Here is a 22,315-nt window from a genome sequence, read left to right as displayed (position 1 = left end):
CATAGATCGGTCGTTTGGCCCGACGCGACGGCAAGGGAGCCTTGCGCGGGGATCATCGGACCGCCTTCGGCCTCCGGGAATGCACGGCAGCCCCGCGCGCGCCGTGGCTCCCTTGAGCGTAGGAACGGCGCAAGCGTAGCGCTCCGTGCCTGTCGGTGTTGCGCAGTCCGGGGCCAGAGGACCCGCTCTTGGCGCCGGCCCGGGGTTTGCGGCTACAGTCACCTCAGGGACCGGGAGATCGCGGCAGGGCAGGGATGGCGGTGCAGACCAACGCGCAGAACAGAAGCGGCCGGCGTCGGCGTTGGCTTTTCGCCGACGCGGTGTTCGACGAACCGGGCTGGAAGCTCATCGTCGGCGGACAGGAGGTCGAGCTGGAGGGCAAGCCGCTCCTCGTCCTGCTGGAACTTCTGCTGCATCCGGGCGAGACCCTGACGCGGGAGGAGCTCCTCGACACGGTCTGGCCCGAGGTCCATGTGGTCGAGGCCTCGCTGACCACCGCCGTCTCCAAGCTGCGCAAGGCGCTGAACGACACCGGCGGCCGGCTGATCCAGACCGTCCCCAAGATCGGCTACAGGCTGACCTCGGCGGTCCAGATCGTTGACGCCCCGGTCCAGCCGGCCGTCCGGTTCGACTTCGCCCCCGGAGACCCCGCGCCCGGCCGACCTCAATGGCGTCTGGAACAATCGCTCGGCGACGGCGAGGCCGGCGACGTCTGGCGCGCGGTCCATGAAAAATCCGGCGAAACCCGGGTCTTCAAATTCGCTGACAGCGGCGACCGGCTCGCCGCGCTGCGCCGGGAAGCGACCCTGTACCGCGTGCTGCGCAGGGCTCTGGGCGACGCCCAACCCGCCGTGGAGCTACTGGAATGGAATTTCGATCACCGACCCTACTGGATCGAGAGCCGGGACGCGGGCGAGGATCTTCAGTCCTTCCTGTCAGGACTTGACGCCGACGCCGACACCCGGGCGCTCCGCCTCGATCTGGCCGAGAAGCTCTGTCGCGCTGTCGCCGCCGCCCACGGCGCCGGCGTCCTGCACGAGGATCTGAAACCGTCGAACATCCTGGTGTCCCCCGCTCCCGACGGGCGGCCGGTCGTGCGCCTGGCCGACTTCGGCAACGGGCGGCTGCTCGACGCGGCGATCCTGGCGCGCCTCAACATCACCGGAGATCTCGACGATGACGCGGACGGTTCCAGCCGCGGCGGTACGCGCGCCTACATGGCGCCCGAACTGCTCCGGGGCGAGGCGCCGAGCGTCGGCTCGGACGTCTATGCCCTGGGCCTGATCATTCTCCAGCTGACAACCCGGGACTTCGACCAGACCTTCGCGCCCGGTTGGGAGAACCGGATCGACGATGACCTTTTGCGCGCCGATATCGCCGAGGCCAGCGCCAGCGATCCGGCCCAGCGCCTGCGCGACGCCGGGTCGCTGGCGGACAGGCTGGCGACGCTGCCGGACCGACGCTCGGCCGAGGCCGAGCGTGTCGAGGCGGCCGCCAGGCTGCAGACGCTGGAGGCTCGCGAAAGCGCGCGGCGGGCGCGGCGTCCGGCGGTGATCGCCGCCGTCTGCGCCGTCGCGGGCGGGCTGGTTCTGGCCGTGGGCGGCGGCGCCCTGGCCTTGCAGCAACGCGACGAAGCGCGTCGAGCCCTGGCGCTCAGCGAGGCCAGCTACGCCTTCCTGGCGGACGACGTTCTGGGCAGTCCCGATCCGACTCGCGCCGCCCAGGCCGAAGAGCCCCTGGTCGAGGCCATCGTCCGGGCTAGCGGCGTCATCGACCAACGCTTCGCCGGCCAGCCGCTGATCGCGGCGCGCCTGCATGCCTCGCTGGCCCGCGCCTTCGACCAGCGATCAGACTACCCCCGCGCCTTCAACTTCTACAGTTCGGCCGACGGCCAGTACCGCCGGGCCGGGCAGGCGCACAGCGACGACGCCATCATCAACCGCCTGCAATGGGCGACGGCGGAAGCACTGTCCACCCGCGAAGGCAGCCTGGACAGCGCCGAGCGCCGGGTCGGGGCCGAGGACGCCCGGATCGAGGCGACCGGTCCGGACAACGAGTTGAGATTCTGGCGCGACGCCGCCCTCGGCCACATCGCCCTGGCGAAGAGCGACGGTCCCGAGGCCCTGGCGCGCTTCGCCGCCGCCCATCACTGGGCGGAGGCCCACCCGACCCGTTTCACCCCCGTCCAGAGGATAAACATCGCCCAGCGGCACGCCTTCATGCTGTTGCGAATGGGCGAAGCCGCCGAGGCCGAGCCGATCTTCCGGCGGCTCGTGGGCGAGATGGCCGCGATCCAGGGTCCGGACCACCCCGACACGCTTCTGCTGCGCCTGAACCTGGCCCAAACCCAAATGCTGATGCACCGCTACGAGGCCGCGGTGGACGCCTTCAATGCGCTTCTGCCCGCCATGGAGCGGCGACTGGGGCGCGATCACCGGCACACGCTTCTGCTGCTGGCCGCGCGGCAGCAATCGCTGGGATCCCTCGGCCTGTACGCCGAGGCCGCGGCGGACGGGGACCGGCTATGGCGGGCCGCCGAGGCCAAGGACGGGGCGGGGTCCTTCACCGCCGTGGCCGGCCGCACCGACACGGGCGTCAACTATTGCCGGGCCGGCGCCACCACCAAAGGACTCGCGCTGATCCGCGCCGCCCATGCCGCCGTGAGGGTGTCAGGGACCGGCGCGCCCGCGCTGGAGAACGGCGTGCGCGCCGCCCTGGCGGACTGTCTGATCATCGCCGGCCGACACCGGGAAGCCGCGCCGCTCCTGACGGATATCGATCGCACCGCGGTCGCCCAGCTGGTCGGCGATCCGAACTGGGGGGCGGGACTGGACCTGCTGCTGGCCGAGATCGCCTGGGCGCAGGGACGCCGCGACGACGCCCGGGCCTTGCTAGCGCGCGCGGAGCCCGGCCTGACGGACAATCGGGATCGCTTCACCCTGCAGCGGCAGGAACGGCTGAAGGCCGCCCTGCGGGGCTGAGCCAGGCTTCAGCTTTTCTTTAGATCGGCTTTGGGACCCCGCGCGCGCCGGCGGCCCATCCTCCAGCGCATCCGGACCGCCATCGGGGCGGCCGGGCTCATGGAGGGCTAGCGCATGCGGGGTCGAGTTCTGTGCGTGGACGCCGACGGATCGGGCGTCATTGTGAATGAGGCGGGCAGCCGCTTCCGGTTCGGTCCGGCGGACTGGCGCGGCGAGCGCCGACCGTCCGCCGGCGCGGCGGTGGATTTCGACGCGGCTGAAGACGGCGCGCGGGACATCTATCCCGCCATCTCCGCCATGGGCGGTCTGGGCGCCGCGGTCGATCTGGACGCCCTGAAGACGAGCGGCGCCGCCAACCGCCTTCAATCCCTTGCGCGCCAGCATGCGGCCGTCCCGGCGGCGGCCGCCGCCGTGGTGCTCGTCGCCTTCCTGCTGCCGGCGCTCACGGCGCCCGAGCTCACCACCACGCTGGTGAACATCGACAAGGTGCCCAAGCTCATGGCCTCCGCCGGCGCCCTGATGGGCCAGGAAGGCGGGCTGGGTCTGGCCGGGTCCCTGCTGTGGCTTCGTTTCGCGGCGCCGCTGGCGGCCATCGGCGTGATCTTCCTGATCCTGACCGGGCGCCCGGCGGGCCCGTCGCCGATCATCGCCGGAGCGGCCGCCCTGTTCGCGGGGGCCCTGCCCTTCCTCCTCAAGGGCGCGATCATCGACAAGGTCAAATCCTCCGGCTTCGGCTCGGCCATGAGCGGCTCGCTCGACGCCCTTCTGGAGGTCGGCCCCGGGGCCTGGCTTTGCCTGATCGCCGGCGCCGCCCTCATCGCCGCAGGGATGGGCGTGCTGAAGAATCCGCTCGCCGCCCGAAGCGCGGGCTGACCCGATCCAATGGAGCGCGGCCTCAAGGCCCGCTCCGGACGTCCCCCACACCGCCGGGGCCCGGCGCGCGACACCCTGCGCCCCCGCTGTTCCACGAAGGATGAAAGCCATGCGTTTGAACGCCTCAATCTCGATCGCGGCCCTGCTGGCCGCAAGTCTCGCCGGCTGCGGCTCGGGTGACGGCTCCGCTCCGGAAGGCGGCGGTCTCGCCGCCGCCGAGCCCGGCTCCGCCGCGGCCGTGGCCCAGACCGCACGCGGCCGGGTGCGATGCCCGGCCCGCATCGCCACCCCTGCGGCGCCCGCCGGATCTCCGACCGTTGACGTCATCGGTCTGCGGCCGGGCCTCACCTATGACGAGGCCGCCAACATCGTCCTTTGCGACAATCCGTTGATGGTCGTGACCGAGGAAAAATATCGCGGCTTCGATGTCGACAGCGGCGGGGAAAGCTGGCGCAAGGGGTTCACCGGCGCCTTCGCCCAGGCCGAGTCCACCCTCACGCCCGAGGAGCAGATGCAGGACAGCCTGCGCCGGGCCAGCGCTCGCAGCGCCGGCGCGCGTGAGCCCGACGCGGTCAATCCCGGCCAGTCGCGCGTCTATGTCTCTACCGTCGGCCTGCCGGGGCAGGAGCGGGTGATTTCCGCGTCCAGACGCGAGCGATACGACGAGGCCGCCAGGCCGACGATGGCCAATGTCGTCGCCGCCCTGACCGGCAAGTACGGCGCGCCGACCGCGGACGACGACCAAGGCGGCCGCAGGGTCCTGAAATGGGCCTATGACCCCGCCGGGCGACGGATCCTGGAGACCTCGCCCTATTTCTTCAGCTGTTCGGCGCCGGCCAATCCGGATTCCGGAAGCAACCTGTCCCCGAACTGCGGCGTGGTCGTGCAGGCGGAACTGGTCGCCTCGGGTGAAAACCCGGCGCTGGCCGACAGCCTCTCGGTCGGGGTCATCGATCAGGCCGGCGGCTATCGGCTGCTGACCGAGGTCGAACAGGCCTGGGCCAACCGGGACCAGGCGCGCCGGGACGCCGAAGTCGCGCGCGCCGCCACCCAGGGCGCCGAGCCCAAACTCTAGGGGAGAACTGAACCATGAACACTCGCATCACCTTGATCGCCGGCCTGGCCCTCATCCTGTCCGGTTGTGACCGGCCCGCCGGAAACGGCGACGGGCCGGACCCGGCCTCGCCCAAAGACGCGGTTCCCGCCGCCGGCGCGCCCTCGGCCCTGCCCCAGGCCGCCGCGCAGCCCCCTTCGCCCGCCCTGGCGGGCCGCACCGGAGAGCTGGTCAATCCGGACGAACAGACGATGGTCTTTCTCTACTATGACCTCGCCGGGCTGACGCCGCCGATCGAGACCTGGATCGGCCAGGACAGCCAGGTCCGGTATGGCTCTGCCGACGAGAAGCCCGCGCGCCGCGAGGAACTCCGCGCGGCCTACGCCGCGGCCCAGGCGAGCGTGCGCGGCATCGGACGCCTGCGGCTGACCGTGAATTCCAATCTGAGCGACTATGACCCGGCCTACGGGGAGTTCATCGTCCAGGCTTTGGCTCCGGGATCCACCTACACCTTCCGGGGCTTTTCCCGGACCGTGACCCTGCGGCTGGCCAACGGCCAGCAGGCCCAGCGCTGGGTCGTGCCGGCCGCCGAGGCGCAACGGATCAAGGATCGCGTTCCCTATCTCCAGGGCGCCCAGATCGATGTGGTCCTGCAGATCACCGGCGTCCAGCCCGCCACGGACGGGGGGTCCTTGACGGCCAATGTCCTGTCCTATGAGGTTCGCGACCGGTCCGCGGGCGTCATCGGCCGCGTGCAGGTCGCGCCCTGACGAGGGCGGTCGGCGACGGGGGCGGGCGCGAGGCCCGGCCCCTTGGCGATCGCCGCGTCGTCGCGCCGGCGCGCCGCCTGGGGCGGTCAGGGCTGACGACAGCGCGAGCGACGACAATCGGAGTTTCGGATGCAGGCAGACCCCGTTTCCCCTCTCGATCCCCGCCGCCGCGCGGGCGACACCGTCGGCGCGCTCGCCCGCGACGCGCTGGAACTCGCCGCGGACTTTCTGGTGTCGGTCCGCACCGATGATGCGGACCGCCGTCGGCGGACGCGCGACGAAGCCCGGGTTTGCCGCGCGGTCGCCGGGGCCGTTGCGCGCGCCCCCCTGGGCGACGCCTACCGCGTGCTGAAGCCGGACGACCTGGACGGCCGCTTCTTCACGCGCACCGAGCGCGTGGTGACCAACGCCGAGGTGGCGCTCTACCTGCTGGATCACGCCGCCGGCCTGATGCAGGCGCTTCCCGCCGCCGACGGTACGCTCGCCAATCAGCTTCGGGCGCAGGCCCGCGCGCTTCAGCAGGTAGAGCGGCTTCTTCGCGTCGCGCCGAACGCGACGCTGGGCGCGCGCCTGGACGAACTGCTTCCCCTGTTGCGCCGCCTTGAGCGGCCGACGGACGGCGAACGCCCCTTCCCGCCTCTGCTGATCGACGGCGTCACGGCCGACCCGGTCTTCCACGCCGCCGCCCAGGACGCCTACCGCATCGTCGTCGGCCGCGAACTCGAAGACCTTCCCGCGATGGCCGCGGCGGTCTGGTCCGGAAAACTGGCCCTGGCCTGGCTGAAAATGCGCGACACGGGCCAGCCTTTGACGGGCGACGAGGCGGCCCGCATCCGCCAGGCCCTGGACCAGCCCCGGGGACCATGGAGCCGCGCGCCCTTGCTTGCCGGGGACTGGCGCGATCTGGACCCGGACACCGGGGCGAGCGTGCTGCGGCTCATCGGCGTGCACCACCGCGTCGGCGCCAACCGCACACCCCTGCCGCTCGCCGCCTTCTGCGACCGCGTCCGCTCCCGGCCCCTGGTCTGTTTCGACGGCGCGATGCTCATCGAGACCCAAGGGCGTCTGACCGGCGGCGTGACCGGGATCGCCGCCTTCGTCGTGACCGGAGACCAAGTCGTGGCCGTCGACGGCGGCTCCACCTGGATTCACGACCTGAACGATCTCGCCGGCTCTCATCTACGGACCCCCGAAGCCCGGATGGACTACGTCCGGCTTTTCATGAACTCTGTTCGCCATGAGGGGGAGCTGTTCCAGCCGCTGGAAGCCGTCGAGGCGCTGGCGCACCGCAGTGTGCGACCGCAGACCCTGGGTGATCTCCTGGGGTCCTACGCCAGACCGATCACGCCGGCCGGCTTTGACGAGGAGGGGCGCTGGTTGTTCGCGCTGACCGTCTGCTATCGTCAGGCCCTTTTCGAGGCCAAGCTGGCCCTGACGCCGGACGGGCTCCTGGAAATGGTCGGCGACGACCTTCTGCTCGAAGACCTCCCCGTGCGATCCGAACGCATGGAAGGCCTGTTTGTCACCGCGGATCTGGAGACGCCCGCGCCATGCCCCTAATTCCTGTCGAGAATGAACTGAGGCTCCCGGACCAGGTCGAGGACGAGGGCCTGATCGTCGGCTGGTCGCTGGAGCGCGAACACCGCCGCCGGCCGATCGGCTTCACCTTCGGCCAGGCGGCGACCGACCTGGGCGTCGACACCCTCGCCCCGATCCTGATGGAACGGGAAGGGCACCTGATGACCATCGCGCCGACCGGAGCCGGCAAGGGCACCGGATGCATCGTGCCCGCGCTGCTGCGGTTCGACGGCCCGGTCATCGTCATCGACCCCAAGGGCGAGAACGCCCTGATGACCGCGCGCCGGCGCCGCGAGCTCGGGCAGGCGGTCGCGATCATCGACCCCATGGGCGTCACCGGCCTGGACGCGGCGTCCCTCAACCCGCTCGACGTCCTCGATCCGGACAGCCCGACCTTCGTCGACGACGCCATGGCCATCGTGTCGGCCCTGTCCGCTCCAAATGTCGCCGCGGACGTCAGCGACGGCGGGTACTGGCGTGAACGCGGCTCGACCTTCGTTCTGGGCGTCCTGTTGCATGTGATGAGCGATCTGCCGCCGGCCCAACGACACCTCGAGACCGTCCGCATGCTGGTCAACCAGGCCGTCGGCGAGGTCGGCGCCTACAGCGCCGCGGTCGAACGCCCGCAAGGCGAGAGCGCCCTGGCCGGCACGGTCCTCCACGCGCTGGAAGCGTCCCGCAACGCCGAGGCCCGCGACATCGGCCGCATGCTGCGCATCGGCGCCGTCTCGACCTTGGGCGGCATCCTGTCCTTCTCGCAGAACATCGTCGATGTCGTCCGGTCCGGCATGATCGCCCCGGCGATCCGCACGACCAGTTTCGACCTTGGCGCGGTGCAGCGCGGTGAACCGCTGTCCATCTATCTGGTTCTGCCGCCCCATATGCTGGAAAGCCATGGCCGGCTGTTGCGCCTCTGGGTCCATGTGCTGATGACCCAGATCTCCGGCCGCAGCGGCCGTCCGCAGAAATCCACCCTGTTCATCCTGGACGAGGCCGCCCAGCTGGGGGCCTTCGACGACCTGCGTCGAGCGATCACCCTGCTGCGCGGCTATGGGCTTCAGACGTGGAGCTTCTGGCAGGACCCGAGCCAGTTGATGACCCTCTATCCGCGCGACTGGCAGACGATGGTCAACAACTGCCGCGCCATCCAGTGCTTCGGCGCCAATACCATGCTCGCCGCCGAAGCCATGGCGCGCCTCGTCGGCTTCGGTTCACCCGAGCACCTTCTCGACCTGGAAGATGATGAAATCCTGTTGCAGCTGTCCGGCGACCTGCCCGTCATCGCCCGCCTGCCCAATTACCGCGCCGACCCGGTGTTCTCCCGCCTGTTCGACGCCAATCCCTTCCACGATCCGGCGCGGCCGGTGCAGAAGCGGGTGCGCCGGGTGTTCGAAAGGGCGCCGGCGGCCCGGCCAGCGGCGCATCCGGTCGAGACGCCGGCCGAGGTGCTGGCGACCCTCAAGGCGAAGGCGAACCCGTGAAGGCAGGCGTCTGGCGTACCCTGGCCGGCGGCCTGACCTGCGTCAGTCTCACGGTTATCGGCCAGGCCCTGTCGCAGGACGGCGCGGCCGGTGCAGCGGCCGCCGCGGGCGGGCTCGTCGCCGGCCCTGTCGGCGCCGCGGTCGGCGGCCTCGCCGCCAAGGCGCTCGGCAATTTCCTGGGCGACAGCGGTGGCGACCTGATCATGAACGGCGGCCGCGAGGCCTTGTCTTCCTGGCTCTCGCGCGGCGGCCCCAAGCCGGGCGAGCTCCCGCTCAATCATGACCTCGCCCGGGCGATCCGGCTCTCCCAGCTGGATGCGCTCGATTTCATCGTCACCCTGCACGCCCAGGCGCACGGCGCCGCGCGGTTCGCGCGCCGGGTCCGGGACTGGACCGACGCCGGCCGACGCGAGGCGGCCGCCCCCGACTTCCTCGAAACCCCCGACGACGGGGCGCTCCTGACCGACCTCGCCGCCGTGCTGGAGGACATCGGCGCGCGCCTCCCCGCGCCGGGCGCCGTTCCGGCGATGGCCGAGGACGCCATGCTGGCGGAGCTGCGGGCGGCGGGCGAGGTCCGGGGCTGGCCGATCGACGAGCCCGACGCCTTCGAACGCCGCTTCCGCGGCGAAGCCGCCCACGCGGGCTGGTTGGCGGCGACCAACGCCTTCTTCGCCGCGCGGTTGAAGGACGAGAAGGCCGTCGCCCTCAGGGCGGCGTTCGAGCTGGATCAGTTTCGCGGCCTGAACCTGCAACTGGCCGGCATTCAGCGGGCCTTGGCGGCCAGCGACACGGCGATCCACGCCCGTCTGGACGCCATCGAGGCCGCCCTTCGCGCCGTCGGCGCGGCGGAGGCGGACGTCCCGGACCCCGGGCGGCTCGCCGCGCGCGGGGCCTCGGCGAGCGACATCGCCACCGAGCTGCAGCGCCTCTTGGCCACGAGCCCGCGCTGGTCTCGAACCGCCGCCGCGGTCCGGCTGCGTCAGGCGCGGCTGCTGGCGCGCCCGATGTTCGGCCGGGAAGACGCCTTTTCGGCCCTGGACGCCTTTCTCTGCGACCGACCCGGCGGCCTGCTGATCCTGACCGGCGCGGCCGGGGCGGGAAAGTCCTCCTTGCTCGCCCGTTGGCTGGAAAGCGCGGCGCCGACAAACGCCGTCCGCCATTTCATCAGCGCGGACCTGCCGGCGACCACTTCGCCGGAGGCGATCGAAGGTCACATCGCGGCCCAGCTCGACACCCTGCTGGCCACGGCGTCGGCGATCCCGGCCGATGACCAGCCCGCGGGCGAGCGCATCTACCAGCGGCTGGCCGCCTTCACGCCGTCCGCGGCGACAAGCCGGCTGGTCATCGTCCTGGACGGCCTGGACGAGGCGGCCGCCCGGATCGAATCCTTCATCCCCGCTCCGCTCCCCGAGGGCGTGTTCGTGGTCATCGGCTGTCGCGCCGCCTCGGACACGGACGCGCCCCGCGTCCTGAGGCCGTGGCTAGATGTCCTGGATCAGAGACCGGATGCGGGAATCCGTCTGCACCTGTCCGGGCTGGACCTGCCGGACGTGTGCCGGTGGCTCGCCGAGGTCGCGCCCCTGATGCCGCGAGAGGCGCGAGACCGCCTGGCGGCGGACCTGCACCGCAACCTGGAGGGCTTGCCGCTCTTCCTGTCCGAGGTGCTGTCGACCCTGCCCCCCGCCGCCGAGGGCGCCCGCGCCGTCGCCGCGGCGCCGGACAGCTTCGGCGCCTACGTCCGCGCGCGCCTGGCGGAACTGGAAGGCGCGGGCGACGTCTGGGCTCTGTCTAACCGGAGGCTCTTCGCCCTGTTGGGGCTGGCCCATGCGCCGCTGCGTCAATGGGAGATCGAGGACCTCTTCGCCGTCATGGCCGGCGGGCTCTCCATCGAGCTCAACAGCCTAGACCCGCGGATCGCCCGCTGGTTCGTGACGCGCGGCGAGGGCTCAGAACGCACCTTCGCCTTCCACCATCCCCGGCTCGCCGCGGCGTTTTCCGAACAGTTGGGAACGGACGCCGACGTCGCCGCCGAGACCCTGACGCTCTGGCTCGCCCAGGCCTGGCGGCCGCGGCCGCGCCGGCCGGGCGCGCCCTATGCGCTCGACTGGGGTCCGCGGCAGCTGTGCGAGCTCGCCGTGCCGGACGCCGCGGTGCGACTGCTGACCGACAGCGCCTTCCTGGCGGCCCGGTTCGAGCGTCACGAGACCGCGCTGGATCGCGCGCGCCGTACGATCGAGGATTGGCGCCGCCTGGCCGCCGACGGACATGAGGGGGCGGGACGGCCTCACGCGGCCTTCTGGGCGCTCCATGGGGAACGGCTCAAGCAGGCCTGGAGACCGGTCGCCGCGGCGAGGACGCCTTACGGCCGGGTCGTTCTGAACGCCCTGGCCGACGCCGGACTGTTCGACGGCGAGCCGGGCCGCGCCGTGATCGCCCATCCTCCGGCCCGATCCGTCCTGGCGCGTGCCGCGCTCCATCCGGGTCTCGCCGAGGCGATCTCCGGCCACGGCCTCATCATGTCCGGCGGCCGGCGCGGCGATGTCCTGTTCTGGGATGTGGATGGTCGTGCGCGCGGCGAACCCGACGGCCCGATCCGCCATTCGGCCGAGGTTTGCCGACTCGTCGTCCTCAACGACGGCTTCGCCTCGATCGGCGAGGACGGCCGGGTGCTGTTCTGGACCGATGATGGCCGGCCGCGCCATGACACCCTCCCGCCACCCGCGCATGCGGATACGCCGCTAGGCGCCCGCCCGCTGCCCGACGGTGGCCTGGTCACCCATGACGTGGACGGGATCGTGGTCTTCTGGGGGCCGGACGGCCGTCAGCGCGCCCGAGAGACATTCGCCGCCGCGGTGCGGCAGGCCGTCATCGCCCACGACAGGGTTTTCCTGACTTGTGACGATGGTCGCTGCGCCCTTCGCGAGGTCACCGGCGCCCCGGCCGAGCCTCTTCGACCGTCGATCCTCGCCCAGTCCCCGGGGGCAGCTTCGGCCGCCGCTCTTCCCGACGGCTTCGTCAGCTGGAGCTTCAACAGTCCCCCCGTCTTCTGGAGCCGGGAAGGACGTCTTCGCCCGGCCGCGGAATCCGCCGGGCGGTTGTCAGGGCTGCGAGAGTGTCTCGTGCATCAGAACGGGGTCGCCGGTCGCACCACGGACCATCGGCTCGCCTTCTGGACGCCTGACGGGACGGCGCTTGAGGAGGCCGTCGACGACACCGCAGCCCGGGTCGGCCCGCCCAGCGCCAACGGCGACCGGCTCCTGGTCGTGGACGCCGCTGGCGCCGCCGAGGTGCGGGATTTTCGCGGCCGCCTCATTGGCCGCACCCCGGCCCTTGGGTTCGAGGACAGCGCCGGCGTCTGGCCGGTCACGGGCGGCTGGCTGATCGCCGGCTTCTGGGGCGGCGCTTCCGCCATCGTCTCGCTCGAGGGGCGAGTGCTGTCCGTTCCGGAGGTGTGTCCCCGGGTCACCACCTGTCTGGCGCGACCCCGCCTGACCCTCACCGGCGATCTGGAAGGCCGCATTCGTCTGTGGTCCACCACGGGCGACCTCCTGTCCCATCCCTTCCCGCCGGAATTGCACGCTTCGGCCAGCAACGGGGTGCGCGGTCTGCTGGAGGTCGAGGATCGCCTGGTCAGCTACGGCGGCGACGGCCTGATCAAATTCTGGCGGGTGAGCGCCCTGAACGGCGCCTTCGACCTGGTCGAGCCCGATCCGGTCGATGGAGCGACCAGCCACGGCGCCGCCGGCCCCGACGGCGCGGTCAGCTGGGACCATTACGGACGCCTGCTGTTCTGGTCCGCCGACGGCGTCTTGCTGAGCGAAGTCCTTCTGGACACCGCGGTCGCGGAAGCCGTCTTGCTGGACGAGGTCGTCATCGTTCTCGAACGCGACAACAGGGTGCATGTCTTCACGCGCACGGGAGAGCGCCTCGCCCAAGACGACGCCCTCACGGGCCGCGACGCGGGTGTCTACGCCGGCCGGCTGACGCCCTTCCCGGGCGGTTGCGCGGCGACCGGCGACCAAGCGCTACTCCTGATCGACCTGGAGGGCCGGATCAGAACACGGAGCGCCGATGTGTGGGGAGACGCGAGTCCGATCCGGGAGGTCGCCGCCGTGGAGGACGGGGTCGTGCTGGTCAATCCCGTTGGCGCGCCGGCCCTGGCCCGGTTCGACGGCCTGCGGACAGGAAACGCGCCGCGCGGAACCGAAGCCGGCTTCCCCGATCTAACGGTCTCGGGCCGCGATGTCGTGATCACTCTGGGCTCGAGCCTGCGGATCTGGGCCGTGGATGACATCGACGGCCCGCCCCGGATAATCCGTTCGACGCCCGGCGCCGTCCTGGGAGCGGCGGATCTCTCGCCCGGCTTCGCCACCTTCGAACAGTCCGGCGGCGTCGCCTTCTGGACCGCCGACGGCGGCATGCGGGCGCGCCGCTACCCCTTCGCCGGCGGGTCCAGGCCGGCCAGATGGATCTCGCGGAACGGACGCCTGTATGTCGACGACGGCGAGGGCGCCCTGACGGTGTGGAACGCGGACGGGACGCTTCTGGGCGAGCACAGCCTGCCCGAGGCGCTGATCGGCCTGACCCCCTTGGCCGACGGCTTGGCGGCGGGGGATCTGGCGTCCGGCCTGCACTGGTTCACCGACGTCCCCGAGGGTCCGGCTACAGCGGCCCGCTCGGTCCTGGCCCATGCGGGCGATCTGGCCGTCACGCTCCTGTCTGACGGGCGGCTGCTGAGCTGGGCGCCCGGCGACATCATTCACATCTGGTCAGGCCCCGCGGCACTGGACGACACCCTGGTCGTGCCCGATGAGATTCGTCACGTGGCGTGTGTGGCCGACGGCCTCTATGTCTTCGGGTCCCGGCTCTGGCGTTTCCGCTGGGACGGGTCGGACGCGCCACCACCGCCGTCCGACGCCCCGGGCTGGTGACCGGCGCCGCCGGCCGTCGAGCGGACAGACTTCGGACGATGCGTCGCACCGCATGGTCGCAGGACGCGTTCGGCGCGGCAGCAGGATCGCCTGCACCAGACGACTGGTCCCGGATCTCCGATGTAATGGATCGGTCCACGATATGGGCGATCAGGCGGCGGGGCGGGCTCGCCGACCGCGCCGCGATCACATTCGGCGACTTCGGAACCTGTTCGACGATCCCAGTCGAATTCGTCTAGTGGAGCTTCGGCGACAGCTTTCCGCCCTCAGCGGCCTTTTGCCTCCCAAGCCAATCAGGGTCAGCAGAGCGCCAGAAGCGGACGTTGAACTGCCGCCGAAAAGCGGACGTCAGGACACAACGGATCAGAAGTCCGCTTCCGACCCAGTGCGGGCGTTGTCGGCTACCTTGTCGCCACGAGACGGCAAGGTAGGTTCGCCTAATGATTTTGCGCGGCTTAGCTCTATCGTTGTTCCTGGCCGCCACAGTTGCGGTGAGTACTGCGATCGCCTGCAGTTGTATGCGTTTCCGAAGCGCCGTTGATCAGCTAGCGCGCACCGACGTGATGTTTATTGGTCGCGCCGTCCAGACGCAGAACGAAGGCGCGAGGTCGGTGACGCAATTTGTCGTCCAGAGAACCATCAAGGGCGACGTTCGACCAACGCAAATGATCGAGCACACGGTGGCGCCCGGAATGTGTGGGGTAGCCGCGTTTCGTCCCGGGCGGACCTACACAATCCTGGCCTCTCGATTTGAGGGCCGTTTGCACACGGGATCATGCTCGCGGCCTCAGTTCCCAATCGAGGACTACGACGACGCTGTGGCATCCCGCTAGCGAGGCAACGTCCATTACCCACCCTTAGGCGACGATGGCCGGGCCCGCTTTCGGGCCCGGCCATGAGTCACAGGTCGATCTGTTCTGACATCTCCAGAGCGTCGTCCACCTCGATACCGAGGTACCTGACGGTGCTCTCCAGCTTCCTGTGGCCGAGCAGGAGCTGACAGGCGCGAAGGTTGCCGGTCTTCTTGTAGACGAGCGACACTTTCGTGCGCCTGAGGCTGTGGGTCCCGTAGCCCTGCGGTTCCAGGTCGATCATCCGAACCCACTGATCCACGAGCCGTGCGTACTGCCGGGTGCCGATATGCTGGCCCGGCCGGCTGCGGCTCGGGAACAGCCAGTCATCTTCAAGCTCGCCGCGGACCTTAAGCCAGGCCGCGATCGCGTCGCGCGCGGGTTCGGTGATCTCGAACGGCACCGGCCTTCCGGTCTTCTGCTGGATAACGATCGACCGTTGTCGGAGCGCGCCGCCGGGAGCCACATCACTGACCCGGAGCCGAACCAGGTCACAGGCTCGCAGCTTGGTATCCAAGGCGCAGTTGAACATCGCAAGGTCGCGAACCTTCTTCGCGACCTTCAACTGCTGTCGAATGGCCCAGATGTGCTTTGGCTTCAGCGGCGCCTTGGGGCCGATCAGACGGCCGGCATTCCACGGGCGCTTCGGTTGTTTGAACAGGTCAGACTGGCGCATGGCCAACCTCCTTGAGGTCGCCTCCCTGTCCGTGGCCCAGCCTACGCTCTCTGCATCTGTTCCGCACCAGAAGCAGACTTTCACGGCGTGCCCCACATCAGACCTTGGCATCCAAGTCCGACGTCCGGCCCCTCGCCTCTTCCCCAGCCGACGACGCTGTAGATCAGTTGATCTCTCGCAGCACCTCGTAGCGCGGATGACTGGCCGGCGCCTCGCGGGTTCCGGTCGGGTCAATCATCGGCACCCTTACTCGTTCCTGACAGGTATCCGTCCGCCGAGGTTTCGCAGGCGGCGCGATGGGCCTGCAGGCGTGTCCACAGCCCTGCGAACCCGCCGAATCCGAATGCGCCGAACGTGATCACTTCGCGGTGCCCGTCGCGCCGGCCGATCTGCTCGACGCGGATCGAGCCTTCGCGGCGCATGCGTTCGAGAGCATCCGAGGCAGCGCCCCCACGGCTGAGGACGGAGACGCGGTGATCGCGCAGGTCGGTCCACCAGCGGTCGGCAATCCGACCGTCAGGCCCCATCGAAAAAGGGTCGTTGCGCGGCTCGCGTACCTCTCGCGGGCGGCCGTCCCCGTAGCCGATGCGCTGCTCGACATTGGTGAAGCTGAACAGATCAAAGACCGGCGGAGGCGATACGCTGAGGCGTACGGTGTCGCGGACCCAGAACCGGCCCTCCGGATCGCCCTCGGTCAACGGTGTGAAGGCGAGGGACATCTCGGCGTCCCCGGCCCGGTCGCCCGCGCCGCCCTGCGACAGCGGGCGAATGCGGACGAGCGCGAGATCTGCCGCGGCATGCCAGGTCACGGCCTCGGCGCGGTCCGGGCTTTCCCAGTGCAGATCCTCGCAGGCGGCCCGCGCGGGCCCTGCAAGCAGGCAGACGAACAGGGCGAAACGGAAGGCGCGGATCATGGTCGGACGTTGCCCCGACTCCCCAACGCCTGCAACAAGTCGGAACCTGACGCTGAGCCGATCGAGCCGCAACAGTGCGCCAGGTGCGGACATTTGCCTAGTTCCGGATTTCCGACATTCTGCCACCAGCTGATGGAGGCAGACGATGTCTGGATTTACCGACGAAGAGCGGCAAGCAGATGCCGCCCGACGCTCAGCGGAGCAGGTAGAGAGGGACGACAGGTTTCGAAGCGCTCAGGCCTACCGGCCTGCGGCCGATGACCCGTTCTGCATGATCTGCAATCTGCAGTTCCCTTCGCACCAGAATCGCACCCCAGACACGCCGATCTGTGAGGCCTGCTTTTAGGCAGGTGAGCGCCATAAGCGGTCGTTCCCTTGCTTCCGTGAAGCGGACGTATAAGCGGCAGCTTCGCGGGCCCTACCTGTCTGTCAACGTGGTCAACGAGAGCTCCAACACCCTCTGTGCTGGAGCCTACTATGATCGGTTCGGCTCTTTGACCGAGGCCTACCGTCAGATCGGCTACACGGGCACCGTCGAACGCAGACGTTCGCTACTCTGCCGAAAGCGGACGATGCTTCCCTCCCCGCGCCTAACGGCCATTCAAAGAAAGCGCACCCCGGTCTCAATGGCTCGCCGTCTGTGCGTCGAGGAGAAGCTGCTCGCTGGTAGTCTGCGCATCCGTGCTGACGTGACCCCCTGAAACTCCTCCAGGAATAGCTAGAGTCCGCCCCTCGAAAGGACGGACAGAATGAAGCGATCAAGGTTCACGGAAGAGCAGATCATCGGGATCTTGCGGGAGCAGGAGGCCGGTTTGGCGACGGCGGAGGTGTGCCGGCGGCACGGGGTCAGCTCTGCGACCTTTTAAAAATGGAAGGCCAAGTTCGGCGGGGCTTGATGTGGAGGAGGCTCGGCGGCTGAAGGCGCTCGAGGACGAGAATGCTCGGCTCAAGCGGATGTTGGCGGACGCGATGCTGGACAACGTGGCGCTGAAGGACCTGCTGGGAAAAAAGTGGTGACGCCCGCCGGCTGGCGGGAGGCGGCTGGCCATCTCCAGGCCGCCTACCAGCGCACCGCCTGCAGGATCACCGCCGGCGGGAACCGGTGACGCTTGAACGATATCGGCTTCATCCCGCCTCCAGTCCTAACCACCTGACTGGAGACATTTGATCGTTAGACTGCCAGTACCGATGACAGCACTGATTCGCTTGCTTGACGTTAGGGCGGGAGGTTAGGTTTGGGTGCTGACGGGCTGGAGTTATGACATGGCGGCGGGCTGGACGGGATTGCAGGCCTTTTGCGTCGCCATCGCCGCGCTTTCCCAGACGCCGGAGCAGACCGGCCCGCGGGAGGCGAACGGGGCGCAGGCGTCCGCAACTTCATCGACCGCGCTTCCTCTGACCTATGACGAGGCCGCCGACCGTTTGCGGGCGACGTCCAGCCTGAGCCGCGCCGCCGGTCATGCCGTCGAGGCGGCCGAGGCCCAGGCCCAGGTAGCGGCCGGGCTGAACCGGCCCACGGTATCGCTGGACGCCCAGGTGATCCGCTATCGCAAGACCTTCGATCTGTCCCTGTCTGATGCGCTTGACCGGGCGCAATCCGATCTGGGCGCGGCCCTGCCCGGCCTGATCGCTGATCTGCCGGGCGTGCCGGGGGATGTGCTGACGGTGGTGGGGCAGAGACTTCAGGCCGCCCTGCCGGAGATCTTCACCGCCCTGCCCAGCGACATCCGGCTTCAGACCGATGAGACGGCGTTCCGGCCCACGGTGATGGCGTTGCAGCCGATCTATACGGGCGGGGCCATTCCGGCCCTGCGGCGGGCGGCGGCGGCCAATGTCGATCTGGCCGAGGCGCGGAGGCAGGAAGCCCTGGGTCTGGAAGACGTCAATCTGGCCCGCGCCTATTTCGGACAGGTGCTGGCGGCCGAGGCGCTGAGGATCGCCGTGGACACCCGCGAGGGTTTCGATCTGCATCTGGCCAACGCCCGGCGGATGGAAGCCGAAGGCGTCTTGAGCCGCGCCCAGGTCCTGCAGGTCGCTGTGGCGCGCGACGCGGCCCAGCGGCAGGTCAACCGGGCCGAACTGGAGCATGAGAACGCCGTGGCCTCTCTCGTCCGCGTGACGGATGTCGAAGCCGGGGTGGCGCCGGTCACAGCCCTGTTCGTCAATCGCGCCTCTGTCGGACCTCTGGATGTGTTTCTGGAACGCGCGGCCCGGTCGAACGACCGTATCGCCCAGGCGCGGGCGGGGCGGGATCTGGCCGAGGCGGGGGTGGATCTGGCGACGTCGCGGCTGCGGCCCTCGGTCTTCGCCTTCGGAACCTATAATCTGCGCCGCGAGAGCGCCCTGCCGACCGAGCCGGACTGGGCCGTCGGGGTGGGCGCGCGCTACACCCTGATGTCGTCGCTGGACCGACGGCGCATGGTCGGGGCGGCCCGCGCCCAGGCCTCGGCCGCCGGAGAAGCCGAACGTCAGGCGCACGACGACGCCCGGCTGCTGGTCACCCGGGCCTATAATCAGGCAGAGTTGGCGCGGCGGCAGTTCTTCAGCCTGGAAAGCAGTCTGGAGGCCGCGCGCGAGAATCTGAGGGTTCAGGAGGTCGGCTTCCGCGAAGGCGAAGCGACGGCCGCCTCGGTCATCGATGCGCGTAACCTGCTGGGGACGGCGCGGCTGCAACGCGCCGCCGCCGCCTATGAATATGTTCTCAGTCTGGCGGCCCTTCTGACGGCGTCCGGCGGGGATCAGAGCCTGAGCGACTATCTGCAACGCGAAGACCGGATCAGCGCCCCATGAGCGAGACGACCTCTCCGGACCTCCCGCCGCTCCCCCCCGAGCCGCACGCCGGGCCGAACGCCGGGAAACGGCCCTCCTGGCTGAAAGGGGCGGTCGCTGCGGGCTTGGCCGCTCTGATCGTCTTCATCACCGTGGGCCTGTATCTCGCCGCGCGCCCTGCGTCGGAGCAAATTCAGGGCATGGTCGAGGCCGAGACCTTCACCGTCGCCACCAAGGTGCCCAGCCGGGTCGAGCGCTTCCTGGCCGAGGAAGGCGCCCAGGTCGCGGCCGGGCAGGAACTGGCCCTGCTCAGCAGTCCCGAGGTCGAGGCCCGGGAGGCCCAGGCCCGCGCCCTGCTGCAGTCGACCCAGGCCATCCAGTCGATGAGCCGCGAGGGGGCGCGGGCCGAGGACGTGCGCTCGGTCGAATCCATCTGGCGCGCCTCGCAGGCGACGGCGCGTCTGGCCGACCAGTCGGCCCGCCGGGCCGAGACCCTGTTCGCCGAGGGCGTCATCTCGGCCCAGCGCCGCGACGAGGCGGTGGCCGCCCGCGCCGCCACCGCCGCCCAAAGCGAGGCCGCGCGCCAGCAGTATCTGAAGGCCCAGGCCGGAACCCGTCCCCAGGAACGCGACGTGGCCGACGCCAATGTCAGCGGCGCCAGCGCCGCCGTGGCCGAGACCGAGAGCCTGAAGGGCGAGACCCGCCTGATCGCGCCACACGGCGGCGAGGTGTCCGAACGCTTCGCCAATGAGGGCGAACTGGTGCTGACGGGGGTCCCGGTCTTCACTATCGTCGACACCGCCGCCCCCTGGGTCGCCTTCAGCCTGCGCGAGGACCAGTTGGGCGATCTTCGGATCGGATCGGTCCTGCATGGCGATGTCCCAGCGCTGGGACTGAAGGGCGCGGCCTTCCGCATAACCGCCATCAGCCCCCAGGGCGAGTTCGCCACCTGGCGCTCGACCCGCCAGTCCAGCGGCTATGACGTCCGCAGCTTCAAGGTGAAGGCCCGCCCGGTCCAGCCGATCGCGCGACTGCGGCCGGGGATGAGCGTCCTGTTCGACGGTTCGCCCCAATGACCACCGGCGCGGCCGTCTTCCGCGCGGCCGTCCGGGCGGAGACGCGGCGTCTGTTGACGCAACCCTGGGACGCCTTCGTCGCCTTCGGCCTGCCGCTGATCCTGCTGGTTCTGACTGCGACCCTGCTGATGTCGGGCGTCATCCGTCAGGCGCCGGTGGCCGTGGTCGATCAGGACCATTCGGCCTTCAGCCGCGCAGCCATCCTCAACATGCAGGCGGCGCCGGGCATCAGGGTGGTGCGCGCATCCGCGACCATGGACGAGGCGGTCGCCGCCATGCGGCGCGGCGAGGTCTACAGCATCGCTCATTTTCCGCCGGGCTTCACCGCCGGGGCCTTCCGCCGCCCGGAACAGGTGGTGGTCTCCTTCAACGGTGCCTTCCAGACCGTCGGCGCCCTGGCGGCCCTGAGCCAGACCTCAGCGATCGCCGAGGCGGCGGCGCCCCGACTGGAGGCGCGGGCGCATCAGATGGGCCTGCCGCAGACGACATTGGCGCCGCCCTCGGTTCAGGTGTCGATCATCGGAAACCCGGAACTGAGTTTCGAGCTGTTCCTGGGAGGACTGCTGGCGCCGGGGGTGCTGCATCTTCTGGCCGCCTGTTCCGCCGTGCTGGCGGTGGGGCGGCTGATGCAGGGCGGGTCGTTCCAGGGCTACAGGGCGGCGACCGGCGGACAGACGACGGCGGCCCTGATCGGGCGTTTGGCGCCGCATTTCATTGTCTTCACCCTGTGGGGTTTGGCCTGGATCGCGTGGCTGTGCGGCTTTCGCGGCTGGGGCGTGGCGGGATCACTGCCGCTGCTGATCCTGGGCGTCGTCGCCCTGATGGCGGTCAGCGTCGCCCTGTCGGCCCTGCTGGTCGCGGCCCTGGGCGATGCGGACACGGCCTTTTCGGCGACCGCCATCTATTCCGGGGCGGCCATCGCCTTTTCCAACGGCACCCTCCCGCTGGATCACGGTCCGCGCTTCGCCCGGGTGTGGAGCGAGATCCTGCCCTACACCCACTATCTGAGGCTTCAGACCGGTCAGATGGTCACCGGCGCCGCGCCCGGCGGCGCATGGCGCGATCTGGCGGTTCTCGGCGGGGTCACATTGTTCGCCCTGATCGCCGCATCAGTCGCCATACGACTGCGCGCGCGGCGAGCGCCCAGTTCAGAGAGGCTGGCCTTTCCCCTGCCGCAGGCCGGGGTGGGGGCGGCCTTTGTGGCGACCTTCCGCAACCTGCCGAAGACACGCCCGGTCAGCAGCCTGCTGATCCTGGCGGCGGTTCTGTACGCCTTCTATTATCCATCGGCCTATGCGGGTCAGGCGGCGGCGGGCCTGCCGGTCGCGGTAGTGTCGTCGAACCACGCCCCCTTGACACGCAAACTGGTCGAGGACCTGGGCGCCCCCCATGCGGTAGAGGTGGCGGCGGTCGTGCCCTCGACGGAACAGGCGCGTGAACTGATGCGGCGCGGGGTCGTCGACGGGGTCGTCATCCTGCCGGAACGGTTCGAGGCTGATCTGGCGCGCGGCTCCGCAGACGGGATCGCGGTCTGGCTGAACGGTGGCTATCTGGTGCGGGTGACCTCGATCGGCAAGGCGGTCGCAGCGGTCGCCGCCGACGTGGCCGAGGCGCGGCTCGAAGGTCTGCCCGAAGCCGCGCGCGCGGCGCGTCTGGCGCCCGAACTGAAGCAGGTGTCGCTGTTCAATCCGACCGAGGGTTATGGCGATTACGCCGTCCCGGCGGTCAGCCTAATCATCCTGCAACAGACCTTGCTGCTGGGGGCGGCGGTCATTGTCGCTATCCGACGCGAGACCGGCGCCGCGGCGCTGAAGGTCAGCGCGAGACTGGGGCTATGGATGGCCCTGACGGCGATCGGCACGGCGTCGGGGCTTTTCTATTTCGGCTTTGTCTTCTGGCTGCACGACTATCCGCGTGCAGGCGATCTGGGGGGCGTTCTGCTGCTGACGCCGATCTTTTCAGCCGGGGTCTCGGCCCTGGGACTGTTGCTGGGCGGGCTGTTCGACCGGCATGAACGGGTGTTGCAGGTGCTGGTGGGGACGTCTACCCCCCTGTTCTTTCTGGCGGGCGTCGCCTGGCCGCACTTCATGACGCCCCAGCCCCTGGTCTGGCTGGCGCACCTGTCGCCCTCGACCGCCGCCGTCCAGGCCTTCGTCCGGATGAACGCCATGGGGGCCAGCCTGGGGGAAGTCGCGCCTCAAGCCGTGATGCTATGCGTTCTGACGGTCATCTACGGCAGCTTATGGCTTGGAGCGGTCTTGTCAGCCCAAACGGGTTGCACCCCTGATCGGGTCGGATAGCGTGGTCAGATGGCCAAGTCCGATAACCTCGTTTCGATGGTTCGACAGCTCGCCTGAGGTG

Annotated in this window: 11 protein-coding genes and 2 pseudogenes; 11 read left to right on the top strand and 2 right to left on the bottom strand. The window is 69.9% G+C overall.

Annotated features, from left to right (window positions below):
* The first annotated feature begins 320 nt into the window (after positions 1 to 320).
* From ACLQ7T_RS00805 to ACLQ7T_RS00775, 7 genes and pseudogenes are all read left to right on the top strand, one after another.
* The gene (locus tag ACLQ7T_RS00805) at positions 321 to 2,981 is read left to right on the top strand and encodes a protein kinase domain-containing protein (protein ID WP_420477681.1); all 2,661 of its coding nucleotides are present in this window, start codon (positions 321 to 323) and stop codon (positions 2,979 to 2,981) included.
* A gap of 114 nt (positions 2,982 to 3,095) precedes the next feature.
* Positions 3,096 to 3,854, top strand: a complete 759-nt coding sequence (locus tag ACLQ7T_RS00800; protein ID WP_420477680.1) for a hypothetical protein — start codon at positions 3,096 to 3,098, stop codon at positions 3,852 to 3,854.
* Between the two features lie 109 nt (positions 3,855 to 3,963).
* Positions 3,964 to 4,929 carry a hypothetical protein gene (locus ACLQ7T_RS00795; protein WP_420477679.1) on the top strand — a complete coding sequence of 322 codons (966 nt, stop codon included), beginning with the start codon at positions 3,964 to 3,966 and terminating at the stop codon, positions 4,927 to 4,929.
* Between the two features lie 14 nt (positions 4,930 to 4,943).
* The gene (locus ACLQ7T_RS00790) at positions 4,944 to 5,678 is read left to right on the top strand and encodes a hypothetical protein (RefSeq protein WP_420477678.1); all 735 of its coding nucleotides are present in this window, start codon (positions 4,944 to 4,946) and stop codon (positions 5,676 to 5,678) included.
* Positions 5,679 to 5,807: 129 nt separating this feature from the next.
* The gene (locus ACLQ7T_RS00785; RefSeq protein ID WP_420477677.1) at positions 5,808 to 7,238 is read left to right on the top strand and encodes a hypothetical protein; all 1,431 of its coding nucleotides are present in this window, start codon (positions 5,808 to 5,810) and stop codon (positions 7,236 to 7,238) included.
* Entirely contained in the window at positions 7,229 to 8,737 is a 1,509-nt protein-coding gene (locus ACLQ7T_RS00780; RefSeq protein WP_331047261.1) for a type IV secretory system conjugative DNA transfer family protein, read from the top strand. Before ACLQ7T_RS00785 ends, ACLQ7T_RS00780 begins: the two co-directional genes overlap by 10 nt.
* A 203-nt stretch (positions 8,738 to 8,940) precedes the next feature.
* A pseudogene (locus ACLQ7T_RS00775) lies at positions 8,941 to 10,101 on the top strand (AAA family ATPase); the annotation flags it as partial.
* A 4,467-nt stretch (positions 10,102 to 14,568) separates the two neighbouring features.
* Here the strand turns inward: ACLQ7T_RS00775 and ACLQ7T_RS00770 are convergent.
* Complete coding sequence (locus ACLQ7T_RS00770; RefSeq protein WP_420477676.1) at positions 14,569 to 15,195, bottom strand: site-specific integrase; 627 nt, start codon at positions 15,193 to 15,195, stop codon at positions 14,569 to 14,571.
* A gap of 230 nt (positions 15,196 to 15,425) precedes the next feature.
* Complete coding sequence (locus ACLQ7T_RS00765) at positions 15,426 to 16,109, bottom strand: hypothetical protein (protein ID WP_420477675.1); 684 nt, start codon at positions 16,107 to 16,109, stop codon at positions 15,426 to 15,428.
* A 749-nt stretch (positions 16,110 to 16,858) separates the two neighbouring features.
* Here ACLQ7T_RS00765 and ACLQ7T_RS00760 point away from each other — a divergent pair.
* The 4 genes and pseudogenes from ACLQ7T_RS00760 to ACLQ7T_RS00745 form a co-directional block, all read left to right on the top strand.
* Positions 16,859 to 17,194: pseudogene (locus ACLQ7T_RS00760) on the top strand (transposase); the annotation flags it as partial.
* A gap of 178 nt (positions 17,195 to 17,372) precedes the next feature.
* Positions 17,373 to 18,899 carry a TolC family protein gene (locus tag ACLQ7T_RS00755; RefSeq protein WP_420477674.1) on the top strand — a complete coding sequence of 509 codons (1,527 nt, stop codon included), beginning with the start codon at positions 17,373 to 17,375 and terminating at the stop codon, positions 18,897 to 18,899.
* 104 nt (positions 18,900 to 19,003) lie between these two features.
* On the top strand, positions 19,004 to 19,954 hold the full coding sequence (locus ACLQ7T_RS00750; RefSeq protein WP_420477673.1) for an HlyD family secretion protein: 951 nt from the start codon (positions 19,004 to 19,006) through the stop codon (positions 19,952 to 19,954).
* The gene (locus ACLQ7T_RS00745; RefSeq protein WP_420477672.1) at positions 19,951 to 22,254 is read left to right on the top strand and encodes an ABC transporter permease; all 2,304 of its coding nucleotides are present in this window, start codon (positions 19,951 to 19,953) and stop codon (positions 22,252 to 22,254) included. The genes ACLQ7T_RS00750 and ACLQ7T_RS00745 overlap by 4 nt, the downstream gene beginning before the upstream one ends.
* The last annotated feature ends 61 nt before the right edge of the window (positions 22,255 to 22,315 follow it).

The organism is Brevundimonas sediminis (genome assembly GCF_048799765.1).
Classification (GTDB): Bacteria; Pseudomonadota; Alphaproteobacteria; order Caulobacterales; family Caulobacteraceae; genus Brevundimonas.
The sequence above is the reverse complement of the archived record's forward strand: the minus strand, read 5'-3'. Positions and strand labels throughout refer to the sequence as shown.

Bases quoted from the DNA above. Each gene is read 5' to 3' on its own strand.
- ACLQ7T_RS00745 (WP_420477672.1), top strand. From the start codon at position 19,951: ATGACCACCGGCGCGGCCGTCTTCCGCGCGGCCGTCCGGGCGGAGACG.
- ACLQ7T_RS00785 (WP_420477677.1), top strand. From the start codon at position 5,808: ATGCAGGCAGACCCCGTTTCCCCTCTCGATCCCCGCCGCCGCGCGGGC.
- ACLQ7T_RS00790 (WP_420477678.1), top strand. From the start codon at position 4,944: ATGAACACTCGCATCACCTTGATCGCCGGCCTGGCCCTCATCCTGTCC.
- ACLQ7T_RS00795 (WP_420477679.1), top strand. From the start codon at position 3,964: ATGCGTTTGAACGCCTCAATCTCGATCGCGGCCCTGCTGGCCGCAAGT.
- ACLQ7T_RS00755 (WP_420477674.1), top strand. From the start codon at position 17,373: ATGGCGGCGGGCTGGACGGGATTGCAGGCCTTTTGCGTCGCCATCGCC.
- ACLQ7T_RS00765 (WP_420477675.1), bottom strand. From the start codon at position 16,109: ATGATCCGCGCCTTCCGTTTCGCCCTGTTCGTCTGCCTGCTTGCAGGG.
- ACLQ7T_RS00800 (WP_420477680.1), top strand. From the start codon at position 3,096: ATGCGGGGTCGAGTTCTGTGCGTGGACGCCGACGGATCGGGCGTCATT.
- ACLQ7T_RS00780 (WP_331047261.1), top strand. From the start codon at position 7,229: ATGCCCCTAATTCCTGTCGAGAATGAACTGAGGCTCCCGGACCAGGTC.
- ACLQ7T_RS00770 (WP_420477676.1), bottom strand. From the start codon at position 15,195: ATGCGCCAGTCTGACCTGTTCAAACAACCGAAGCGCCCGTGGAATGCC.